The organism is Hyphomicrobium sp. (genome assembly GCF_041659645.1).
In the GTDB taxonomy this organism is placed as follows: domain Bacteria; phylum Pseudomonadota; class Alphaproteobacteria; order Rhizobiales; family Hyphomicrobiaceae; genus Hyphomicrobium_B.
Map to the genome: position 1 here is coordinate 798,437 of NZ_JBAZXX010000003.1, position 22,223 is coordinate 820,659.

The 22,223-nt window shown below is 58.8% G+C and carries 21 protein-coding genes and 1 pseudogene; 12 read left to right on the plus strand and 10 right to left on the minus strand.

Features of this window, described 5'->3' with window-relative positions:
- Positions 1 to 238 precede the first annotated feature (238 nt).
- The 6 genes from WC811_RS13810 to WC811_RS13835 all read left to right on the plus strand — a co-directional run bounded on the left by WC811_RS13810 (position 239) and on the right by WC811_RS13835 (position 6,914).
- Positions 239 to 415, plus strand: a complete 177-nt coding sequence (locus WC811_RS13810) for a hypothetical protein (RefSeq protein ID WP_372645514.1) — start codon at positions 239 to 241, stop codon at positions 413 to 415.
- A 60-nt stretch (positions 416 to 475) separates the two neighbouring features.
- Positions 476 to 1,639: a PotD/PotF family extracellular solute-binding protein gene (locus WC811_RS13815; protein WP_372645516.1), complete on the plus strand. Its 1,164-nt coding sequence runs from the start codon at positions 476 to 478 to the stop codon at positions 1,637 to 1,639.
- Between the two features lie 6 nt (positions 1,640 to 1,645).
- On the plus strand, positions 1,646 to 2,638 hold the full coding sequence (locus WC811_RS13820) for an ABC transporter ATP-binding protein (RefSeq protein ID WP_372645518.1): 993 nt from the start codon (positions 1,646 to 1,648) through the stop codon (positions 2,636 to 2,638).
- A complete protein-coding gene (locus WC811_RS13825) occupies positions 2,638 to 3,528 on the plus strand; it encodes an ABC transporter permease (protein ID WP_372645520.1) in 891 nt (296 codons plus the stop codon). Before WC811_RS13820 ends, WC811_RS13825 begins: the two co-directional genes overlap by 1 nt.
- Entirely contained in the window at positions 3,521 to 4,324 is an 804-nt protein-coding gene (locus WC811_RS13830) for an ABC transporter permease (protein ID WP_372645522.1), read from the plus strand. The genes WC811_RS13825 and WC811_RS13830 overlap by 8 nt, the downstream gene beginning before the upstream one ends.
- A gap of 139 nt (positions 4,325 to 4,463) precedes the next feature.
- Positions 4,464 to 6,914 (plus strand): FAD-dependent oxidoreductase, encoded by a 2,451-nt coding sequence (locus tag WC811_RS13835; RefSeq protein ID WP_372645524.1) that lies wholly within the window; start codon positions 4,464 to 4,466, stop codon positions 6,912 to 6,914.
- 6 nt (positions 6,915 to 6,920) lie between these two features.
- Here the strand turns inward: WC811_RS13835 and WC811_RS13840 are convergent, their stop codons facing one another.
- Together WC811_RS13840 and WC811_RS13845 are read right to left on the minus strand one after the other, a co-directional pair.
- A complete protein-coding gene (locus tag WC811_RS13840) occupies positions 6,921 to 7,484 on the minus strand; it encodes an NAD(P)H oxidoreductase (RefSeq protein WP_372645526.1) in 564 nt (187 codons plus the stop codon).
- Positions 7,485 to 7,606: 122 nt separating this feature from the next.
- Positions 7,607 to 9,115, minus strand: coding sequence for an aldehyde dehydrogenase (locus WC811_RS13845; protein WP_372645528.1), 1,509 nt, complete (start codon positions 9,113 to 9,115; stop codon positions 7,607 to 7,609).
- A gap of 203 nt (positions 9,116 to 9,318) precedes the next feature.
- On the opposite strand from WC811_RS13845, the gene WC811_RS13850 reads away from it, so the two are divergent.
- On the plus strand, positions 9,319 to 9,930 hold the full coding sequence (locus tag WC811_RS13850) for a helix-turn-helix domain-containing protein (protein ID WP_372645530.1): 612 nt from the start codon (positions 9,319 to 9,321) through the stop codon (positions 9,928 to 9,930).
- A gap of 14 nt (positions 9,931 to 9,944) precedes the next feature.
- On the opposite strand, the gene WC811_RS13855 is transcribed toward WC811_RS13850, so the two are convergent.
- Positions 9,945 to 10,559 carry a helix-turn-helix domain-containing protein gene (locus tag WC811_RS13855; protein ID WP_372645532.1) on the minus strand — a complete coding sequence of 205 codons (615 nt, stop codon included), beginning with the start codon at positions 10,557 to 10,559 and terminating at the stop codon, positions 9,945 to 9,947.
- A 74-nt stretch (positions 10,560 to 10,633) separates the two neighbouring features.
- On the opposite strand from WC811_RS13855, the gene WC811_RS13860 reads away from it, so the two are divergent.
- Positions 10,634 to 11,566 carry a helix-turn-helix domain-containing protein gene (locus WC811_RS13860; protein WP_372645534.1) on the plus strand — a complete coding sequence of 311 codons (933 nt, stop codon included), beginning with the start codon at positions 10,634 to 10,636 and terminating at the stop codon, positions 11,564 to 11,566.
- A 42-nt stretch (positions 11,567 to 11,608) separates the two neighbouring features.
- Here the strand turns inward: WC811_RS13860 and rfbA are convergent, their stop codons facing one another.
- The 6 genes and pseudogenes from rfbA to WC811_RS13890 form a co-directional block, all read right to left on the minus strand.
- Positions 11,609 to 12,487 carry a glucose-1-phosphate thymidylyltransferase RfbA gene (gene rfbA / locus WC811_RS13865; protein ID WP_372645536.1) on the minus strand — a complete coding sequence of 293 codons (879 nt, stop codon included), beginning with the start codon at positions 12,485 to 12,487 and terminating at the stop codon, positions 11,609 to 11,611.
- The gene (gene rfbD / locus WC811_RS13870) at positions 12,484 to 13,434 is read right to left on the minus strand and encodes a dTDP-4-dehydrorhamnose reductase (RefSeq protein ID WP_372645540.1); all 951 of its coding nucleotides are present in this window, start codon (positions 13,432 to 13,434) and stop codon (positions 12,484 to 12,486) included. The genes rfbA and rfbD overlap by 4 nt, the downstream gene beginning before the upstream one ends.
- Complete coding sequence (gene rfbB / locus WC811_RS13875; RefSeq protein WP_372645543.1) at positions 13,431 to 14,522, minus strand: dTDP-glucose 4,6-dehydratase; 1,092 nt, start codon at positions 14,520 to 14,522, stop codon at positions 13,431 to 13,433. Before rfbB ends, rfbD begins: the two co-directional genes overlap by 4 nt.
- Before the next feature lie 25 nt (positions 14,523 to 14,547).
- Complete coding sequence (rfbC, locus tag WC811_RS13880; RefSeq protein WP_372645545.1) at positions 14,548 to 15,102, minus strand: dTDP-4-dehydrorhamnose 3,5-epimerase; 555 nt, start codon at positions 15,100 to 15,102, stop codon at positions 14,548 to 14,550.
- A 313-nt stretch (positions 15,103 to 15,415) separates the two neighbouring features.
- A complete protein-coding gene (locus tag WC811_RS13885; RefSeq protein WP_372645547.1) occupies positions 15,416 to 16,402 on the minus strand; it encodes an acyltransferase family protein in 987 nt (328 codons plus the stop codon).
- A 37-nt stretch (positions 16,403 to 16,439) separates the two neighbouring features.
- A pseudogene (locus WC811_RS13890) lies at positions 16,440 to 16,798 on the minus strand (integrase core domain-containing protein); the annotation flags it as partial.
- Between the two features lie 711 nt (positions 16,799 to 17,509).
- Between WC811_RS13890 and lpxD the strand changes: the two are divergent.
- The 4 genes from lpxD to WC811_RS13910 all read left to right on the plus strand — a co-directional run bounded on the left by lpxD (position 17,510) and on the right by WC811_RS13910 (position 21,248).
- The gene (lpxD, locus tag WC811_RS13895) at positions 17,510 to 18,547 is read left to right on the plus strand and encodes a UDP-3-O-(3-hydroxymyristoyl)glucosamine N-acyltransferase (protein ID WP_372645549.1); all 1,038 of its coding nucleotides are present in this window, start codon (positions 17,510 to 17,512) and stop codon (positions 18,545 to 18,547) included.
- A 164-nt stretch (positions 18,548 to 18,711) separates the two neighbouring features.
- Positions 18,712 to 19,290 (plus strand): lysophospholipid acyltransferase family protein, encoded by a 579-nt coding sequence (locus WC811_RS13900; protein ID WP_372645551.1) that lies wholly within the window; start codon positions 18,712 to 18,714, stop codon positions 19,288 to 19,290.
- A 116-nt stretch (positions 19,291 to 19,406) separates the two neighbouring features.
- Positions 19,407 to 20,120, plus strand: a complete 714-nt coding sequence (locus WC811_RS13905; protein ID WP_372645553.1) for a hypothetical protein — start codon at positions 19,407 to 19,409, stop codon at positions 20,118 to 20,120.
- Between the two features lie 126 nt (positions 20,121 to 20,246).
- Positions 20,247 to 21,248, plus strand: coding sequence for an NAD-dependent epimerase/dehydratase family protein (locus tag WC811_RS13910; RefSeq protein WP_372645556.1), 1,002 nt, complete (start codon positions 20,247 to 20,249; stop codon positions 21,246 to 21,248).
- Here WC811_RS13910 and WC811_RS13915 read toward each other — a convergent pair.
- Positions 21,223 to 22,074 carry an SDR family NAD(P)-dependent oxidoreductase gene (locus tag WC811_RS13915; RefSeq protein ID WP_372645558.1) on the minus strand — a complete coding sequence of 284 codons (852 nt, stop codon included), beginning with the start codon at positions 22,072 to 22,074 and terminating at the stop codon, positions 21,223 to 21,225. The genes WC811_RS13910 and WC811_RS13915 overlap by 26 nt on opposite strands.
- Between the last annotated feature and the right edge of the window lie 149 nt (positions 22,075 to 22,223).

Sequence of the window (22,223 nt, forward strand, 5' to 3'; positions counted from 1 at the left end):
CGCGAAGACGCGTACAAATTTTCCCAATTCTTGCGCAATTGGCTGTCGTGCCCAATTTTATGGACGGCAAAAAGATAGCGCAATTCAGCGAAATTGGGTCATTGACTTGGATCAATCTACGAAATACGGTTATTCAAGACGCCAGTTATACGCTTTACGGTTCATTGCTGCCCGAGGGATGCGCAAGTTGCCTCTGACTTAGGCAATTCCGGTTCGGGCCCAACAAGTGAAGGACACGATGTTCTTTGGTCGTGCGCAGAAACATTCCGAACAGGCATGGGCTGAGGATATCGCGGCAGCGGATGGCATCTGTCCGAGCCCGCAATCTGATCGCGCCATTTCCCGATGCCGCTGTCACGGCGACATCGTCTTCGAATTCAAGGTCGACTTCCCGTATCCGGCGCGCCGGACATGAAATGGATGCCGCGCTGGCCACTATTCGAACCAACGTCATCAGCCAATTGGGAGTTTTGAAATGAGTAGCGGGGACGGCAAGTCGAAGATCGCGAATCTCTCACGCCGGCAGATTTTGGGAACAGGCGTCGCTGTGGCGGGCGCAGCAATGCTGCCGTTGCCGGCGATCATTGGTAAGGCCCGGGCAGCGGACGCGAAGACGGCCTTCAAAGGCGAAGAGATGACCGTTTGCGCGTGGTCGGGCGGGTATCTCGATTCATTTAAAACCGCGATTTCCGATCCGTTCAACGAGCAATACGGCACCAAGGTTTCGCTTGTCGGCGGCTGGGATCAGATGGTCGCGCAGATGAAGGCGGCGCCCGCTGGAAAGCCGCCGTTCGACATCACCGTATCGGAAGAATATACGACGCTCGGCGCCTTGGCCGAGGGTCTCTATGCGAAGTCCGATCGCTCCAAGTTTCCGCAGCTCGCGGACCTCCAGCCCTTCTTCCTGACGGCGCGTCCGGAATCGGCACGTGATTACGGTGTGCCGCTGGGCTTGGGCTTTGCGCTGCCGATGCTGAACACGTCGCTTGCGGCCGGTAAGCCGCTCAGCTGGACCACGATGTGGGACAAGGATCTCGAGGGCAAGCTGGCGCTCGATGCCGGAGCCTACTGGTGGCTCATTGCGATCTCGGCAATCTGGGGCGCGAAGAAAGACTTCAACGCCTTCTACGATTGGAAGCCTGGAATGGCGTCAGATCCGATCTTCGAAGCCCTCGAGCGCTTGCGCCCGGCGAAATATTATAAGGACGGCGCCGAGCTGTCGTTCCTGATGCTGCAGGAGCAAGCTGCCTTTGCCGAAATCTACTCAGCCGATGCCCTCGGCTTGATGCAGAACGGTGGGCCGAATTACCAAACCGGCATTCCCGCCGACGGCACCGTCGCCTACGGCGATTGGTACATCAAAGTGAAAGGCACGCAGCACGACGAACTCGCCGATATGTTCCTTGGCTATCTCTTGGAGAAAGAGACCCAAAACCGGTTCATCAAGGTTCAGATGTCGGTGATGTCGCGAAAAGACGTGACTGTGCCGGCCTTCTGGCACAATTATCCGTCAACGAACGAAGATCTGGTGAAGAACGTGCAGCTGATGACGATGGCCGGGCTTGAGCGCTTGCTGCCCAGCTTCGATGCGATGGGCGAGCGCTTCCAAAAAGCGGTGTTGAAGACCTCAAAGGGCTAGGACGGAATGGTTTGTGCCCTTCGGCTAGAACGTGTCTTAAAACGTTACGGAAGCCATGCTGCAGTCGATGAGATCGATCTTGTCGTCGAGCAGGGCGAATTTCTTACGCTTCTTGGGCCGAGCGGGTGTGGGAAGACAACGACTCTGCGTCTCATCGGTGGCATGGACCGTCCAGACGGCGGCACCATCGAAATCATGGGACGCAGGGTTGACCGGCTACCAAGCTACAAGCGCGATACGGCGACGGTTTTCCAGTCGGGAGCGCTGTTTCCTCATCTTACAGTCGCGGAAAATGTCGCGTATGGGCTGAAAATGCGCGGCGTGCCGGCGGCCGACATCGGTCCCAAGGTCAAGCGCATTCTCGAAGTCGTGCGTATGCCAGGGTTCGCCGACCGTTATCCCGAGGCGATGTCCGGGGGGCAGCGTCAACGGGTGGCGCTGGCCCGAGCCATGGTCGTCGAGCCGAGCATTCTGCTCTTCGACGAGCCGATGAGTGCGCTCGACCTAAAGCTCAAGCTTGAACTTCGCGCCGAGATACATCGGCTGCACGACGAACTCGGTTACACGGCTGTATTCGTGACTCACGATCAGAGCGAAGCTATGGCGCTCTCCGATCGCATTGCCGTCATGAACAAAGGCAAAATCGAACAGATCGGCTCGCCGATCGAGATCTTTGAAAGACCTGCGAGCGAGTTCGTTTATACGTTCGTTGGAGAGTCTTGCTCGCTCGAGCTTCCGCCGCAAGCCGTCAGTGATCCTGCGGGGCGTCTCTTCATCCGTCCTTCGAGGCTCGGTCTGGTCAATGGCGCCGGGGCCGAAAACGTCCTGATGGCGCGCGTCACGTCGATAGAATATCTCGGCGGCGTCTATCGTATTCATGCGGAGACGGATCACGGCGCGATTTTCTTCGACAGCGTGAAGGCTCCGGATGTCGGTCCGGACCATGCCATCAAGATTGGCTGGAAAAGCGCCGACGCAACTTATTTTCCGTTGCCGTGATGTCCAGCGCCGACGCCATCTCCCGCCGTTCCGGGATATCCGGGCTAACAGCGAACATCCCGTGGTTGCTGGTGCCGGGGTTGCTGTTTATCTTTTTCGTATTCGGCTGGCCGCTGCTCTATTTGCTGCGCATGAGCTTCAACGATCATCCGGGCGCGACCGTTTACGTCGAAGCCTGGACGCTTCGCAACTACGTTTTCGTGCTGACAGATCCCGGCATGCTCACCGAAATCGCGAAAACGGTTTACCTCTCCGTCGTCACTGCAGTGGTGACCGTCACCGCGGCGTTTTTCTTTGCGCAGTTTGTTTGGCTTCGTGAGGGCAGCGCTCGCCTGATCTTTCTCGCCATCGCACTCGGGCCGATGTTGATCTCGGAAGTTTCCGTCATCATCGGCTGGCGCATGTTCTTTCCATCGAACGGGCTTCTCTCCTATGCGATGACGTCTACCGGGCTTAGTGGGCAAAAGATCAATCTGTTGAGCACCGAACTCGCGGCCGTCGTCGGCTTGTCCTACATCTCGGTTTCCTACTGCTTCTTTTCTATACTCAGCGTGCTCAACGGCATCGATCGGGGATTGCTGACAGCCAGCGCCGATCTTGGCGCGTCTCCGGTGCGGACCTTTTTCACCGTGCTCCTGCCGCTCGCGAAAGGCGGAATTGCCGCCGCGTTCACCCAAGCGTTCGTCTTCACGATGGGTATTTACGCGACCACAAACGCACTCGGGCCGGATTCGCTTTGGACGGTGCCCTACGAAATTCAGCTTCAAATGTTGACGCGCCGTAACTGGCCAATGGCTGCCGCGCTTTCGATTGTCCTGATCGTGATCATCGCGGCGGCTGCGCTTGTCACGCAATGGTTGCGGCACCGGAAAGGGAGCCGCCATGTTTGAGGAGCGCGCTTTCCGCAATCTTCATCGCGCCTTCGCAGCATTTTTTACGCTCTACGTCCTTATCCCGATCGGGATTACGGCGGTCATGGCGTTCAGCGACGACAACGTGATCCGTTTCCCGATCCGGGGGTTTTCCGTTCGCTGGTTCGGGGCGTTTTTGAACGACGCGCAGTGGATCAATGCGGCTTGGAACTCGCTCGAAATCGCGGCGATGACCACCGTCATGTCGCTGTTGCTATCGCTGCCGACCGCATACGCGTTGGCGAACGGGCAACGCGGGCGGCCTTGGCTGCAGACGCTTCTTATTCTGCCGCTGTTTGTGCCCGGCGTCGTGCTTGGCATTTCGGTGGCGATGGGGCTTGGCTCGGTCACGGTGTTCGGCTCGGAACTTTTCGGTTCGAAAATTCTCGTCGCTTGTGCTCACACGCTTTGGGCTTTGCCGTTGGCAATCACGGTGTTGGTGCCGACGTTCGAGACGCTGGATAAAAGCCTGGTCGAAGCTGCAGGCGATCTTGGCGCGCCGCCGCTGTTGGCGTTCTTCAATGTCATCGTGCCGGTGGCGATGACGGGCATCGTTTCGGCGGCGCTTTTTTCGTTCATCACCTCACTCAATGAATTCATCATGGCGCTCTTTCTCACGACGCGCGATACGCAGACGCTGCCCGTCATGCTTTGGCTATCGCTTCGGTCGAGCGCTTCGCCGCAAATCGCGGTGGCGTCATTCGTGCTGGCGGGCTCGGTGTTCACGGCCGTCGGTCTCGCGTACGCGTGGTATTCGGCATCGCGGCGGAAATAATCCGCAGCTTCGCTGATGCGACCCGCGATAATCGCACATCCGCTATTTCCATTTAGAAAATCACATATGTGAAAAAATATATTGAAAAATTCAGTATTGTGATGGAGTGTGCCGTAAAACGTAATGGTGGGCGGACTGAATGACGGCTTTTCGAAATCGCGTGGAAGTTCTGATCGTCGGTGGCGGCATTGCCGGCGTTTCGATTGCTTATCATCTGGCCAAGCTCGGCATCACCGACGTTATGCTGTGCGAACGCAAGCAACTGACCTGCGGAACGACTTGGCACGCGGCGGGCCTCGTCACGCAGCTCCGCGCGACGCGAACGATGACCGAGCTTGCGAAATACACCGGCGAACTTTTTTCTAGTCTCGAAGCGGAGACGGGGCAGGCGACGGGCTTTCGTCAGAATGGTGCGCTTCGGGTCGCCAAAACCGATGGGCGTTTCGAAGAGCTGAAGCGCGGCGCGTCGATGGCGCGGAATTTCGGATTGCCGGTCGAGGTCTTGAGGCCGGAAGAACTGAAAGAGCGCTGGTCGCCGCTGAACGTCGAGGGCATCGTCGGCGGTCTTTGGATGCCGAAGGACGGGCAAGTCAATCCGGTCGACGTCACTGTCGCGATGGCGAAAGGCGCGCGCAACGCCGGCGCCACCGTTCTTGAGAACATCCGGGTCGAACGCATCCTCGTTGAGAACGGCCGTGCCGTCGGGGCAATTACGGATCAAGGCGAAGTTCGTGCCAACAAAGTTGTGATCTCGGGCGGAATGTGGTCGCGCGATTTCGCGGCGTTGAGTGGCGTATCGCTGCCGCTGCACGCGGCGGAACATTTTTATATCGTCACGGAGCAACTGCCGGACTTGCAGCGCGATTTGCCCGTTCTGTTCGTGACCGACGAGGAGGCCTACTACAAGGAGGATGCGGGCAAGCTTTTGCTTGGATGCTTCGAGAAAAAAGCCAAGCCTTGGGGGCATGACGGCATTCCGGCCGAGTTCTGCTTCGACTCGTTACCGGAGGACTTCGAACATTTCGAGCCGATCCTGCAGATGGCCATAAACCGCGTGCCGATGCTCGCCGATGCTGGCATTCAGCTGTTCTTCTGCGGCCCGGAAAGTTTCACGCCCGATGACCGCTATCTGCTCGGTGAGACGCCGGAAGTCGAAAATCTGTTTTGTGCGTGCGGGTTTAATTCCGTCGGCATTCTGTCGTCAGGCGGTGTGGGGCGAGCGTTGTCGCAATGGATTCGCGACGGCCGTCCGCCGGTCGAGCTGATGGATGTCGATGTCCGGCGCATGCATCCGTTTCAGTCGAACAAGAAGTACCTCTACGATCGCACGACAGAGACGCTCGGGCTGCTGTTCGACATGCATTGGCCGTATCGCCAGTTCGAGACCGCACGCGATGTGCGGCGAAGCCCGTTCCACGACAGGCTCATCGCGCGGGGCGCGTTCATGACGGAAGCCGTCGGCTATGAGCGGCCTGGCTTTTTCGCGGCGCCCGGCACGAGGCCGGAAATCGAATACAGCTATGGACGGCAGAACTGGTTCGGCCTCGCGGCAGACGAATGCCGCAATACCCGCGATGGCGTCGCGCTGTTCGACCATAGCTGCTTCGTCAAGTTCGCGGTCGATGGACGCGACGCGTGTGCGGCGCTCAATTGCATTTGCGCCAACGATATCGATGTGCCGGTTGGCCGCCTCGTTTATACGCAGTGGCTGAACGAGCGCGGCGGCATCGAGGCGGACGTTACCGTGACGCGCGTGTCCGAGACATCGTTCCTCGTCGTTACGATCGCCGCTTCGCAAATTCGGGATTTCGCATGGCTGACGCGGCGTCTGCCGAAGGATGCGCACGTTTTCGCTCGCGATGTTTCCTCTGGTCTGCCGATGCTGGCGTTGATGGGTCCGAAGTCGCGGGAGCTTCTGGCCATCATTTCCAACGCCGATCTTTCGAATGAAGCGTTTCCGTTCGGAGCGAGCCGCGAAATTGAGATCGGCTATGCCAAGGCGCGCGTGAACCGCGTGACGTTCGTCGGTGAGCTTGGGTTTGAAATTTTGATGCCCGCCGAATTTGCGCAGCAAATTTTCGATGTGCTTGTGGAAGCTGGGCAGGCGTTCGGTCTCAAGCACGCTGGCTACTTCGCGATGAACTCGCTTCGTATGGAGAAGGGTTATCGGCATTGGGGCCACGATATCGGCGAGGACGATACGCCCCTCGAAGCAGGGCTTGGATTCGCGGTGGCCTGGGACAAGCCGGGTGGCTTCATCGGCCGCGAAGCGCTGATGAGACAGCGCGAAAGCGGTCAGCTGAACAAGCGATTGGTTCAGGTCATGCTGGAGGGCGCGGAGCCGCCGATGCTCTATCACGAAGAACCGATTTGGCGCGCCGGAAAGATCGTCGGTTCGATTACGTCGGGCGGCTACGGTCACCGGATCGGAGCGTCTCTCGGGATGGGGTATGTGCGCTGTGACGATGGTGTCACTTCGGAGTGGCTTGCAGCAGAGCCGCTCGAAGTCGAAGTCGCGTGGCAGCGCTATCCGGCGCGTGCACAGCTCGGTCCCTGGTATGACCCAAAGGGCGAGCGCATCAAATCTTGAACGAGATTAGAACTCCGAACCGAGCTGACGCGCCGTTGCAAGGATGGTTTCAGGACCGGACGCGTCATCTATGGAACCGTACAGCAATTCCAGTCGTGGCTCGGCTATTCCACAGTAGCCAAGAATGCCGACGTTGAGTTGGGTTCGCATGGCGGCGTCATAGCCGCGCTTCGTATAGCCATCGGCAGCGGCGCCACCAATGGCCAGCATCCAGGCGCGTTTGTGGGGATATTTTCCCTCACCGTAAGCCCAGCCGTTGTTCCAGACACGGTCGATCCAGCCCTTGAGCAAGGCCGGCATCGACCACCAGTACACGGGAAAGATCATCACCGTGGCTTCGTTGCGTTCGATGCGCGCCATCTCATTTTGGACTGTCGGTGAGTAGAGCTTGGCGGAATTCGCCCAATCCGGTTCATCAGGTTCGCGCACGATCGGATCGAACCCTTCGGCCATGAGATCGGCCGTTTCGATTTCGTGACCATTGCTGCGCGCCGCTTCGGCGAATGCGTTCGCGGCGGCGTGGGTCAGTGAGTCGGTGCGGGGATGAGCGGTGACGAGCAGGATTTTCATCGGCATCGTTCCCGGTTGGGAGGCGTTAGAAAGCGCTCGGGCCATGTGTCCGAGCGATGACCGTCATAAGCGATGACGCTCCAGCTTACGCCGTGGCAAAACCTCCGGCGACACGCCTTCGATCAGGCTGGATCGAAGCTCTCCGCTTTGGAATAGGGGAACCACCAGAAATCCTGGTTCGACGCCTTTGGATCGATCATGACGAACTTGGTGTTCTGGAATTGCGCTAGACCCTCGGGTCCGAGCTGACGGCCGCTCCCCGAAAGCTTGCGGCCGCCGAAGGGGAGCGCGTCGTTGTCGAGCAACGGCGCATTCACCCACAGGATGCCGGACTCGATCTCGCGGACCGCTCGGAAGGCTTCGTCCATGTCGAGCGAATAGAGATTGGCGCCGAGGCCGAAACGCGAGCGGTTTGCGAGTGTGATCGCCTCGTCGAAACTCTTCACCCTGCAGATCGGCGCAACCGGGCCGAACGGCTCTTCGTTGAGGATTTCCATATCCGGCGTGACGCCGGTCAGGACGGTCGGCTCGACAAACCAACCGCGGTTGAGTTCTGCGGGTCGGCCCCCGCCGGTCGCAACCGTCGCTCCTTGCTTGCGGGCGCGGGCGATCAAACCTTCGTAGCGATCACGCTGCTTGCTCGTTGCGAGCGGCCCAAGATCGACGGCGCCAAGTCCGTTGCCAATGCGAAGCTTGCGCGCTTCCGCAACGAGGCCTTCGACAAAGGCATCGTGAATGTCTTCGTGGACGTAGAAGCGTTCGGCCGACGTGCAAACCTGTCCGCAATTGAGATAGGCGGCGAACGCGGCGCCTCGGACCGCCATGTCGAGCGGCGCCGTCGGCATGACGATGAACGGATCGTTGCCAGAGGCTTCAACGAGGCAAGGCTTGAAGCTTTCGGCGCATGTGCGTGCGACCGCTTGGCCGACGGATACCGATCCGGTGTAGGCGACGCCGTGCGTTTTCGGGCTGCCGACGAGGCGCTGACCGACGCGCGCGCCGCCGGTGATCACCTGGATTAAGCCCGCGGGAAGACCTGCGAACACTTCCATGAACTTGAGCGTCGTCAGGCTTGTTTGCTCATGTGGCTTGATGATCACGGCATTGCCGCCAGCGAGCGCCGCCGCGGCTTCCCAGCATAAAAGAACAAGCGGGTAGTTGAACGGCAGCACGATTACGATCGTGCCGAGCGGCTCTTTGATGCTGAAGTGGAACTGCCCGGGGACGGTCGCGCCGGCGAGGCGGCCGGTTTCGTGGCGCGCGAGTTCCGCGTAGTAGTCGATCGCGGTGGCGCACCAGGAAACTTCGTCGACGGATTCCTTGAAGGGCTTTCCTTCTTCGCGCGTCAGGCATTCCGCGTAAGGCCGCTTGTCCTTGCGAAGCAGAGACGCGATGTCATGCAGGACGACGGCGCGGCTTCGGGCGTCCATCGCCGTCCAAACCTTGCGCGCGGCTTCAGCGATGTCGAGAGCCTGATCGATTTCGTCATCGGGGCAATCTGCGATCGAGCCGAGCGTATCCTCAGTTGCGGGATCGATGACATCGAAGTGCTCGGTCGCCCGACTGACAACGTAATCTCCGCCGACGTAGATCTTGTTCGACAGGTTCGCGAAATCGTTCAGAGCCGCCATTGCGTTTCTCCTCGTTCAGGAAACCGCTGTTAAAAACTATATGTCATAATGGCATAAAATATTTAACGCGCAAGCGGTGCTGCTGTATTATATTTTGACCCGTCTCGCCAAACGTGGTGACGGGTGGCGTGCGATTGCCGGTTCGGCGCAAGTCTCCGAGCACCAAGACGAAGACACGGCTCGCGCCGCAGAAATGGACGACGATGACACAATCGAAAAAAGCAAAGCGCGCGGACGGCGCTAAAGTTCGCGCGCGCGAGGAGGCGAGCGAACTTGCCGTTGGATCTCGTCTCAGAGCGGTTCGAGAAGCCGCGGGTCTTTCGCAGCGCGAGCTTGCCAAACGCGCCGGTGTAACGAATGCGACGGTTTCGATGATCGAGCAGGAAACGCACGCGCCTTCGCTGGCGTCGCTGCACCGGTTGCTTGCCGCGATTCCGATTTCTCTTGCCGATTTCTTTGCCCTGCCCGTCTCGCAGAAGAACGCGCTTTTCTATGATGAAAACGATCTCGCGGTGGTTTCGAGAGGCGCGGCGGATCTTCGCGTCATGGGCAGCGAACGCCGAGAGAAGAAGCTGCAAATGTTCCTGGAACGCTACAAGCCCGGCGCCGGGACGGGCGAAGATCCAATTATTTTCGACGGGGAAACGGCGGTCATCGTCATCGAAGGGACTATTGAGGTCGAAGCCGACGGGGACGTGCGTCGACTGACGAAAGGCGGCGGCTATCAATTGTTCGGTCGCGTGCCCTACAAGCTGCGCAACGTCGGCAAGACCGTGGCCGTCATCGCTTGCGCGTGTACGCCGCCGATCATCTGATCTCGCGTTGCCCCTCAGTAAGTGGGTGGCGTGATAGCCCATACGACAACAGCCTCGATCTCGCCCGGATTGCGATAGCGGTGCGGCGTCGTCGAGGGAAAGCTGAAGCTATCGCCCGCCTGCAGCGTGAAGCACTGTTCGCCGATCCAGAGTTCGAACGTTCCCGAGGTCACCAGTCCGGCTTCTTCGCCTTGGTGCGAATAGGCGGGCTCCGCTTCGGTCGCGCCGGGCGGAAAGCGCGCCATCACCAGTTCGAGTTGCCCGCGGAGGTTTGGCGACAGTAACTCATCGGTGATGCCCGACGAGAAGCGCAGCATGCGCCTGTTGCCGGCACGAACGATGTAGTCGCGTTCCGCGGGATCGCAGCCTTCCGCGTTGTGTAGAAACCATCCGATCGTAACACCGAGCGCCTTGGCGATGTCCCGAAGCGTCTTGATGCTCGGCGAGGCGAGCCCGCGTTCGATTTCGCTCAGGTGTCCAACCGAGACAGATGCCGAGAGAGACAATTCTTTGATCGTCAGCCGTTTGGCTTTCCGCAAATCGCGAATTTCCGCGCCGACTTGCGAGGGAGTGGAATCGTTATCGAGTTCGCCCGATAAGATCGCCGCACTTTCTTTGGATGCCGACACTGCTTCCCGCCTTCTCTCTAGCTATGCATAAATTTTGAGCTTGCATCGTGAAATTTGCAAGCCATAATTTCGGAATGGCGAATTTTGCGGAATATTTAGATCCCAGCCGTGATGGACGCTCCGATATTTTGTCGGCGAGAGCGTGGATCGGCAACCTTGGCGGGCGCCCGATCCGGCCTCAAAGTTTCGCAGCTTCGTCGGTTCTGGCCGTTGGGCATTTCCGCTTCGATGGTCCGGCGCAGAATATCAAATCACCCGAGCTGCCATTTCATTATATCTCGCTGACGCTTTCCGGACCCTCGCTGATAGAAGCCCGGCGCGGCGGCGAGAGGGTCAAGACGCGCGTTCTGCCGGGGCAGACCATGATCCGGCCGGCGGGCGGCAGCGATGTTTGGCGCTGGGATCAGCCGACCGAGGAAGCGCATGTTTTCCTGCGCGCCAGTTTTCTTGAGGACGTGGCGGCGTCTATCGGCGGCGGACGAGCCGAGATTTTAGACCGGATTGCGGTCAGCGACACGAGGATTCGCGATACGATCCTGGCGCTGACCGATGAGATGATGCGTTCCGGCGGTATTTCGACGATTTTCTTCGACATGACTGCGGAGCTGCTGGCGCGTCGAATGCTGTTGCGCCACAGTTCGCAAAATCGAAGGCGACCGGTGGAATATCGCGGCGCGCTGACCGGGCAACAGTTGCGCCGCGTGCTCGCAGTCGTTCAGGATCGCCTTGAAGAAGATATCACACTCGACGATCTGGCGAGCGCTGCGTGTATGAGCCGGTTTCATTTCGTGCGCGCCTTCAAGGCAGCCGTTGGAAAGCCTCCGCATCGCTGGCTGGTGGGGCTGCGTATGGAACGCGCGAAGGAGTTGCTGCTATGGAACCGAGGCATGACGATCGGTGACGTTGCGGCGCGCGTGGGCTTCGATAGTCAGAGTCATTTCGGCCGGTTATTCCTGGAGCACGCCCGGATGTGCCCACGGGAATGGCGGCGGCATGCGGTGTCGTGACCGGTAATCGTATCACGTCCCGTAGGATCGCCCGCGGCGACGTCAATCGGTTCTGAATAAGCGCCTGACGTATTCGGAGTAGTCGTTCTTCCCCAAGCGGTCGAGAGAGGCCGTCAATTCGGGGGGCGAGATGAAACCCATCCGAACGGCGATCTCTTCTGGGCATGAAATCTTGAGTCCCTGACGGCGCTCGATCGCCGCGACGTAGTCGCCGGCGTCCATCAGGCTCTCAAACGTGCCGGTGTCCAACCACGCGAAACCGCGACCCATCTTTTCGACGTGAAGCGTACCGAGCGACAAATACATTTCATTCAATGTCGTGATTTCAAGTTCGCCGCGCGCTGACGGCGTAACTTGCGAAGCCAACTCGACGACGCGGCGATCGTAGAAATAAATGCCGGTGACGGCCCATCTCGATTTCGGGTCGTTAGGCTTTTCGATAATGGATTTGGCTTTCCCCGCCTCGTCGAACGTCACGACGCCGTAGCGGCCTGGGTCCGCGACCTCATAGGCGAAGATCGTCGCGCCGTCTTCGCGGCTTGCAGCGCTGCGAAGCATCTCTCCGAGGCCGTGGCCATAGAAAATGTTGTCGCCCAGCACGAGGGCGCAACGGTCGCCGCCGATGAAATCCCGGCCGATGACGAATGCCTGCGCCAGCCCCTCGGGAGCGGGCTGTACCGCGTAGCTCAGGCGAATTCCGAATTGCTCTCCCGAACCTAGAAGATTTTGGAAGATCGGCTGATCATGCGGTGTTGTGATGATTAGAATGTCGCGAATGCCCGCGAGCATCAACGTCGATAGCGGATAATAGATCATCGGTTTGTCGTAGATCGGAAGCAGCTGTTTGGAAATCGCGAGGGTGAGCGGATAAAGCCGCGTGCCGCTGCCGCCCGCGAGAATGATGCCCTTCAAAGCGCTCATGCCGATTTACCGAAATCCTGTTGAAGATGTAGCGTCGCGTCGCGGTTCAGCGGGCCGATCAGCCGATCAAGGGCATCCGAGAGAGCGTCGGGCCAGGGTCGTAGCCGAATACTATAGATCTGATGGAGCTTGGTCGTCGAAAGCACGGAGTACGCGGGACGCAGCGCGCGGGTCGGGTAGTCCTTGGTGGCGATGGGGAGGACGGCCGCGCGCGGAGCGCCTCTCAGCGCGGCGCCTTCGATGATGGCTTCGGCGAAAGCGTGCCATGTCGTCTCGCCTGCATTGACGGCGTGAAACGTGCCGAAATATTCGCGAGTCTGCAAAGGTGCGCTCAGCTTGTCGATAATCTGGCGGACGACGACGGCGAGATCTGAAGCGTAAGTCGGGCTGCCATGCTGATCACTGACGACGCCAATCTCCGACCGCTCCTGGTTGAGGCGCAGCATCGTCTTCGCGAAGTTTGAGCCGAAGGGGCTGAAAACCCAGGAAGTGCGAAGGATGACGTGGTTGGGATTTGCGGCGGCGACGAGGGTTTCGCCCGCGCGTTTGCTCTGCCCATAGACGCCGATCGGCGATACGGGATCCGTCTCGGCATAGGGCGTCTTTTTCTTGCCATCGAAGACATAATCCGTCGAGACATGAATGATTGGGGCGCCCGCTTCGGCGGCAGCTTGAGCCGCCGCCCGCGCGCCTTCCGCATTCACCGCATGGGCTGTTTCGGGGTCATCTTCGGCGCGATCGACGGCAGTATAAGCTGCGGCGTTGACGACGATCCTGGGGCGGGCCGCGAGGATGGCCCGCGACAGGGATCGCTCATCGCAGAGGTCGACCTCTGGCCGGCCGATTTTTACGACGCGATGGCCGGCGGCCATCAGCACCTCTTCGAGAGATCGGCTGACTTGACCGCTTTGGCCGATGATTACAATGCCATCACCGCCAATCGTCACACCGAATTCTCCGAAAGATGACGATCTGCCCGCGCGGAGTTTTCAAGAAGACCTAATCTTGTTCCGGAATAGACGTCGTCTCGTAGAGGCCGCCACCACCACTCGTTGTTCAAGTACCATTCGACAGTTGCCGCAATTCCGGTGTCGAAGGTTTTTTCCGCATGCCACCCAAGCTCCGTTTCGATCTTCGTTGGATCGATGGCGTAGCGCCGGTCGTGGCCCGGACGATCCTGGACGAACGTGATCAAGCTTCGGCGAGTTTCTCCGTTTGGAGCAAGCGCGTCGAGGGCATCGCAGATACGCTCGACGACGGCGATGTTCTCGGTCGGCGCTCGCCCGCCGATGTTATAAGTTTCCCCGATCCGTCCGCGCTCCAGAACCGCCGTCAGCGCCTTGACGTGATCCTCGACGTAAAGCCAATCTCGCACGTTGCGGCCATCGCCGTAAACCGGCAGCGGCTTTTTTTCGAGGGCGTTGAGAAGCACGAGAGGTATGAGTTTTTCCGGAAATTGGTGGGGGCCATAGTTGTTCGAGCAGTTCGTTATCAGCGTCGGCAACCCGTAGGTTGCGCGCCAAGCGCTGACGAGATGATCGGAGGAGGCTTTGCTGGCCGAGTAAGGCGATCTCGGGTCGTAGGCGGTGCTTTCCGTGAAAAAGCTGCCGTCGGCGAGGCTACCGTAAACTTCGTCGGTTGAAACGTGCAGGAACCGAAACGCATTTCGGCGTTCGGACGGAAGATCGCTCCAGTATTGTCGGCCGGCTTCGAGCAGAACGTGCGTTCCGAGAATGTTGGTTTTGATGAATTCCGCCGATGAAGAAATCGACCGGTCGACGTGGCTCTCGGCCGCGAGATGCATGACGGCATCGGGATGGAAATCCGCGAATATGCGATTGACTGCGCCGGCGTCGCAAATGTCTGCCTGGACGAAGCGATAGTTGGCATTCTCGGATACCGCTGATAGCGATTGCAGATTGGCCGCGTACGTCAGTTTATCGAAATTCAGGATGTCCCAACCGCGCTCACGGACGAGATGGCGAACGAGTGCCGAACCTATAAAGCCCGCTCCGCCCGTAACGATGACTCTCATCCGTCCCTACTCCACCAGCAGCAGGCTAAAAGGCCTGAGACATATCCTTGAGCAAAGGAAGCCTAACGTCTTTCTCCGACACGATTGCGGAGCGAATGTCGACCGGCCAATCGATTTTCAGATCCGGATCGGACCACAAGACGCCCCCTTCGGCCTGTGGAGCGTAATAGGCCGACACTTTGTAGACGACCTCCGTGTCCGGCTCCAGCGTGCAAAAGCCATGGGCAAAGCCATGGGGGATGTAAACCTGAAGCCCGTTCTCGGCCGATAGTTCAACTGCCGCGTGATGGCCAAAGCTCGGAGACGTGGGCCGCAGATCCACGGCGACGTCGAAGGCGCGCCCACGGCTTACGCGTATTAGCTTCGCCTGCGCATGGGGCGGCCTCTGGAAATGCAGCCCGCGAACGGTGCCGGCCTTCGCGGACAGCGAGAGATTGTCCTGCACGAACGTCTCCCGGACGCCTGCCTCCGCCAGTGCTTGGGCGTTGTAAATTTCACTAAAATAGCCCCGCGAGTCGTGGATCTTGTCGGGGGCGATTAAGACGATATCCGGAATGTCGAGATTGTTTATGCGAGCCACGAGGGTGTCCAGGTCATTGCGAGGTGGGAGCCGGTGAGCGCGAGGCGCCCATGGGAACGGTCCAAAGATTCTTAACTGCCAAACCATACCATTGATTCGCTATGTCTCATTCTTGGGCCGCCCGTCCCCGAGGTGCGAATGCTTCGGGACGCGAGGCTTGCAGGGAGAAAGCCGGCTCGGCTGCGATCATCGCCCCGGGCAGCTACGGCATAGACATCGAATTCTCTGTCTATGAAGTGAGCGAAGTCCAATAACCTATCAGTTCAGACGCCATTAAGAAGACTGAACCGCGCTACCGCGCTGACACGTACGATCAGCTAACAGGGCGGCCGTCCGGAGTGACCGCTTTCGTCGGTTTGTTCGCGAGAAGGCGATCGTAAAAGCTTTGCGTTCGCGAGGATACGAGAACGACCAGCGGGAACCCGACGCCGAATAACAACAAAAGGCGTCCCAGACCATGGGGCGCTAAGTGCGCGAGTTCTTTGTAAATGGGTCGATGCAGCAAATACATGACGAAGCTTGCGTGACTGACAGTCAGTACAAGAGGCGGTGGCTTGCGCAGGATCGAAATTCGCTCGCAAATCGCTACCAACGCTAAAGGCAGCAGGGCCGCGAATGGCAGGCTGAGCAGGTCCTTTTCGACTGGCTGGTCGCCTGACAAACTGAGTTCCAGAGCGAGAAGGCAGAAGGCCGAAACGAGTGCCAGACGCCCCTCGTCTAGGGTTCGATTGGCGAAGTAGACGCCCAGCGAAAATGACGGAAAGTAGAGCAACAGGCGAGGATCGGGATCGGGTGAAATCGCTTGAAGCGCAGCCATGGCACACGCAAAAAAAACGGCGACCGAGAGAAAATGAAGCGATCCCGATGCGAAGTACATCAAGGCTGGCGTCATTAAATAGAAGCAAAGAAGGACGCCGACAAACCAGAGCGTCGTCAAATGTCCTGACAGGAACGCGGACGTCAGAAAGGCCGCCGCTAATAGGTCCGCAGGACGCGCCGATTTGGTGATTAAGTAGAGGGCGATCGCGAAAAGGAAGAGAGGGTAGATGCGCAGCAAGCGTCGCTTATAAAAGGCTAGCACGTCTCGGACGTTTTTCGGCGGCAGGCCTTTGCCTAGCAAGAAGCCAGAAACGAAAAAGAACGAACCGAGCGCTAGGACTGTCAGGCGTACCGTAACAGCATTGGCGTAGCCAGGCGCGTAACCGCCCGTGTAATTCATCAGGTGCCAAAACCCAACGATATAGGTTGCGGCTGCGGCCCGGATAAAGTCGAGATAGGGAAGTCTTTCGTCCGCTCGCATTGTCGCCCCTGGCCCGCCCTCATCACGATACCAGGCACTAAGTTAGAATCTGGCTGTCGTCGGCCAGCATCTGGGCAGGCCGAAGCGCAGCGTAGGGCAGACCTGATGCTGGCGGCAAGATCGCTTCTGGGGCTGGTGGGCGATAGCCGGGTGATGAGTGCGGTCTGACGGCGTTGTAGTGTCTGCGCCAGTCCTCGATCGGCACTTGAGCTTCCCGCAGCGTCGTGAAGATCTCGCCGTTCAGAAGCTCGTTCCCAGAGCTTCGAGTTGAGATTCTCGCAATAGCCGTTCTCCCCACGGGCTTCCCGGCTCGATGTAGAGCGTTTTGACACTGATCCGGCCGAGCCACTCGCGCACGTTGATCGCAATAAACTCGGGGCCGTTATCGGAACGGATGCGCAACTGGCGGCCAGCCTTCCGGCACGGCCCTGATTACGTCGACGAGGGCGGATTGTCCGCGCCCAGGCCCGTTGGAATGGCATCACGGAGGCTGGCCTTCTGGGTCGAGGGCAGGCTTTCACGTCCGTTCCGGTGGCCACGCGGTCGTTGGAAATGTCACGAATGTCTCCTCCCCAGTGGGCGGGAGGCTAAATGAAATCAACGGACAACCCCATACAACGCAGACCCAAGAGCCTCGCCTTTGCGCCCGGCCGCCCGGCTGTGAAGAGAAGATCCGGATGGGGAATCCTTTCAGCCACCGATCGCAAACGGGAAGGAACTGGTGCTGGATGGACAGTACGGCGAAAAAGGCGTGGTGCGCCAAATGGTCCATGAGCCGGAAACCACCCAAATGGGAAATTTACAAATGGGTTGAGGGAACGGAGTAGTTTGGCCAAACTCTTCCGGAAAGCGTGGTCTATACGTGCAGAAATCTAATTTGGTCATCCGGGACGCCTCAAGCGAGCCACCACCCGCCGATAAAGATGCGACAAGAGCGTCAGCGGTCGACGCCGGTTGCTTTAGGGTTCTGCCGGCAGACCGCACAGCCAGTTAGAATACGCTGGGTACGCTGAGGAAGTATCTCTCGGCCCTAGGCGCCTTGAATGTATTTGAGGCGATTAAACGCTTACACATGCCACTCCAGTTCTTTGAGCAAAGGTACAGTTCATGGCCGATCTTCGCTTCTTCCGTCGCGCCGGTCCCTTCAAGTTAAGCGAGATCGCGGCGCACCTCGGGGCAGATGTTCTTGAGGCGGAGCGCGGCTCGATTCCCATTCACGACATCGGCGATTTAGACACCGCTGAAGCGGGTGAGATCAGCGTCTTTACCGATGCGCGTTATCTCGATGGCCTCGGTCGAACGCGCGCTGAGGCTGTCATCTGCAGTCGAGAACTTGCGGGCCATGCGGGTGATTCGACGCTGTTGATGTTCGTTAAAGATCCCCGCCTCGCGTATGCCCAGGTCGGGCATCTCTTCTATCCTCGTCCTGCTCTGGAATCCGGTGTTCATCCAATGGCTTGCGTGGACCCGACTGCCGCCATCGGCGAGGGTTCGCAGATCGATGCGGGCGCGGTGATCGGCCGGGGGGTCGAAATCGGAAGCGGATGTCACATAGGCCCGAACGCTGTCCTAGGTGAGGGGGTTCGACTGGGCGATAATACGAAGATCGGCGCCAACACAACGATCAGTCATGCGCTGATCGGCCAGCGCGTCGAAATCGAGACTGGGGTGACGATCGGGTCGCAAGGCTTTGGCTTTGTACCCGGACCGAATGGGCTCATGCGCATGCTTCAACTCGGCCGCGTCGTCATCGAAGATGATGTTCAGATTGGAGCTAACTGCGCCATAGACCGCGGAGCAACGGGTGACACGGTGATCGGCTCTGGTACCGTTCTCGATAATCTCGTGCATATTGCTCACAACGTGCGTATCGGCCGCCAATGTGTAATTTGTGCCCAGGTCGGCATTGCCGGAAGCACTCGTGTCGAGGAAGGGGTCATGATGGGTGGACAAGTCGGCGTCGGAGATCACCTCAAAGTTGGAGCTCGGGCAAGGATTGCCGCGAAGAGCGGTGTGATGCGGAACGTCGAGCCCGCAGCGGTCATGGGCGGTTTTCCAGCGGTCTCGATCAAGAATTGGCACCGCCAGACCATCGGTCTAGCCCGACTTTCCAGGAGCGCGCCGGGCAACACTGAAAAGCTGTAACCGCTAGACTAGAAATGAAACCAGCATCAAGATCGACACGATTGCTCACGAGCGTTGCGGCGCTTTCGCTGTCTGGCTTAGTCAAAACCGTGAAGGCCACGTCTCGCACGGTTCATGAGCCGCCTGACTTGATCCCTCGTCTCCGGGAGCAGGCGCCATTTATCATGGCGATGTGGCACGGGCAGTTCTTGATGCTCGGCGAGCTTAATACTCGCGAGTTCAATGTCGCGGCGATGGTCTCGCGCCACGGGGATGGCGATGTCGTAACGGGCGTCCTGAAAAAATTTGGCATTTCGGCTATTCGCGGTGCGGGTGCCGGAGAGCGGAAGCGAGACAGGGGCGGCGTTTATGCGTTACGGGCTTCGGTACGCGCGCTTCAAGAGGGTTCTATTGTTGCGATGACGGCCGATGTCCCACCGACGCGGCCGCGTCACGCGGGCAACGGCATCGTGATGCTCGCGCGCCTTTCAGGAAGGCCCATCATTCCGGTCGCCGCCGCGACTTCGAGATTTTTGGTGCTCAACTCGTGGAGCAAGGCGACCGTCAACCTACCCTTTTCGACCTTCGCGGTGGCTGCTGGTGAGCCGATATGGGTTGCCGCCGATGCTGACGAGACCGCGATCGAGATCGCCCGTCTGAAGGTCCAAACCTCACTCAACCAAGTGACCGAGCGTGCTTACGCGCTGACGGGCGCCCGCGATGTCGGCGCCGTAACTGTGGGTGTCGCGCAGCAACGCGAATAATATCGCGTCCGTGCAATGGTACATCTGCATGGTACGTCGGATGGCCTGCCTTCTTAGCTACGCCCACCCGTCAAGAAAATCCATGTGCTGGGTGGGAACGGGTTCGTACGGAGGAAATGTCGTTGCATAACGTCGATTTCAGTTCATGGCACAGTCTGGTCCTGACCTTAATCGGTTTAGCGGTTATCACGTTGGTCGGCGTCGGCATTCGACTGCTCATGATGATGACGTTCCAGCAGCGCCGCGAACGCATGAACCGCCAGATCAATGAGCGGCTGCGCACGTTGATTGGCGCGTATCGGACCTTGGGCGGCTCCTTCACCGGCAAATTATCGGTCGATCCGAGTCACTTGCGTGATTTACGCCGGGGAGGCGACGTCGATGCCGAGACCGATAGCGCTATCGGTTTGGCGGCCGATGTTTCGGATCGCGCTAGGCGCATCCGCGACGCGGTCGAGGCGGCACTCTCGGACATTATCCTGCTTGGGACGGAAGAGCAGGTCAAGTTGGCGACTCTTGCCGCGCGGGAGCTGCTCGCTGGAAATCAAGTTCATACGCACGAGCTTGTTGTCTCGCTCCGAAATTTCGTTCGCGAGGCGCTTGACTTAGCGCCCCTTCCTCCAAATCTCGACATTCCCGCGCAGGGCCCCTCACGGCCGCCACGCTCTGGTGGTGGTGGCAAGGGCGATCGCGGAAAAGAGGAAACTCAAAAGGGCGCCGGTGACAAAATTGGTGGCGCCGGGCTTGGCGGTGGAACTGCCTTGGGCGGGGGAATGGGCTTTGGCCTAGGAGGCGATGATGAACCGTCGCCTGGTGGTGGACATCGGTGAGTGTCCATCGTTCCTACCGCGAGCGGTCTTCCCCGCTATATGTTCCGGCGATGATGCAGCATTGTTTATCGCTGATGGTCTATAGAAGACTTCGCTGAATTTGGTGACAAACGTGGAGATGTGAGTATGCCGAGCAAAACCGCTTTTGTCACCGGCGGCACGGGCTTCGTAGGTCTAAACCTTGTAGAGCATCTAACGCAATCCGGCTGGGACGTCGTCGCGCTCCATCGACCCAATTCCGAACTGACCCATCTCAAGACATATCCTGTGCGCCTGGTGGAAGGGATGATCGAGGATTCGAGTTCGCTCGATCGGGCGATGCCCGAGGATCTGGATGCGGTGTTTCATGTGGCAGGCGACACGAGCATGTGGCCGGGTCATCGGCAGCGGCAATGGCGAACCAATGTGGACGGCACGCGCAATATGGTGTCGACGGCTCTGGCGAAGCGGAGCAAAAAATTCATCCATACGTCGACGTCGGGTGTCTATGGTCTTCCGGAAGCGCCGTTCGACGAGACGGCGCCAAAGCTCGGAAAAGGCAGTTTCAATTATCAACACTCCAAGGCTGTCGCTGAGGAAGAGGTCGCTAAGGCTGTCGATCAGGGACTCGACGCGGTGATTTTAAATCCGGCCAATGTCATCGGCCGCTATGACTGGGGTTCGTGGTCGAGGTTCATACTGAAAGCTGCCAACAAACAACTCCCGCTGATTCCGCCGGGCCGTGCTTGCTTTTGCGATGTTGGTTCGGTCGTGCGCGCGCATGTTGCTGCATCCGAAAAAGGGCGGACGGGACATAACTATCTTCTGGGTGGGGATGAGGCTTCTTACAGCGAAATCGTCCAGATCGTGGGTAAATTGCTTGGTCGGCCCACCAATACACGGGTCGCAAATCCGTTTGCGTTTCGCTTCGCCGGCCGCGCGTTGGACCGGATATCGCCGATTACCAGAAGCGAGCCAATGATCACCGCGGAAACAGCGGCATTCCTCTGTGCGAGCATCATTTGCCGAAGCGAAAAGGCTGTCGCCGAATTGGACTATAAACCGGTGCCGATCGAGGTGATGCTCAAGGACTGCATCGATTGGATGATCGCCGACGGCCAACTTAGCTCAAGACCGGTCGCGGTTTAGGATTCTCCAGGAGAGACGCTGGGGCCACGACGTTTGAAATCGGAAACCGGCTGAACATTCGCCCGATCATCAGGTCATAGAGACGCGGCGGCAAAAGCTGACTGAGGTGCACGCCCCATCCGAGTGAGAAGGGAAAGTGCGCGTACGACCTTTTCCGTTCGATTGCTTTTACGATCGCTGCCGCGGCAGCTACCGCTGTAACGGCCTTGCCGTTGGCCATATCGGCACCCATCAACCCGTTGATCCCGTCGAGCAATGGGGTCTGCACGTAACCCGGGAATATCGTCGTCACGACGACGCCCCTTGTGCGGAGTTCGGATCGAAGGCTTTCGAGGTACGCGGCCACCGCGGCTTTGCTCGCAGAATAGGCGGGTTCGAAAGGAATGCCTCGCACGCCGGCTAAGCTTGACACACCGACAATATGTCCGTGCTTGCGCTCCAACATGGAGGGTAGGACGGCGTCGATCATGTAGACCAACCCCAAGAAATTCGCTTGCAACATTTCCTCGACATCTCCGATCTTCAGATCATCGACTGTCGAAGCACGGCATATTCCAGCGCATGGGATTAAAATGTCGATTGGACCTAGAGTCTGGGCGATTTTACGGACGGCAGATTGAACTTGCTCGTGGCTGCGGACGTCTACGGCTGCGGCGGTGCAGCGGACGCCAGCTTCGCGAAGTTCAACTTCGAAGGCATCAAGTCTGCTCTGCTCTCGATCGATAAGCGCAATTTTGGCTCCACGCCGGGCGAACAGCCTGCATATTTCCTGACCGATGCCGCTGGCTGCACCCGTGACTGCTATGACAAGTTCACTCGATCGCATTGGGTTGAATACCTTTTGGCCGGGAGGTTACCTCAAACTGTTTCCCCGGTTAGCACTATGGCGGTCAATTGAGATCAGGCAACCGATTGCAGCTGCCGATCTCGTCGCAGCAGCTGGCACGGGGCTTATTAACTTTTCGGCGACTTTCC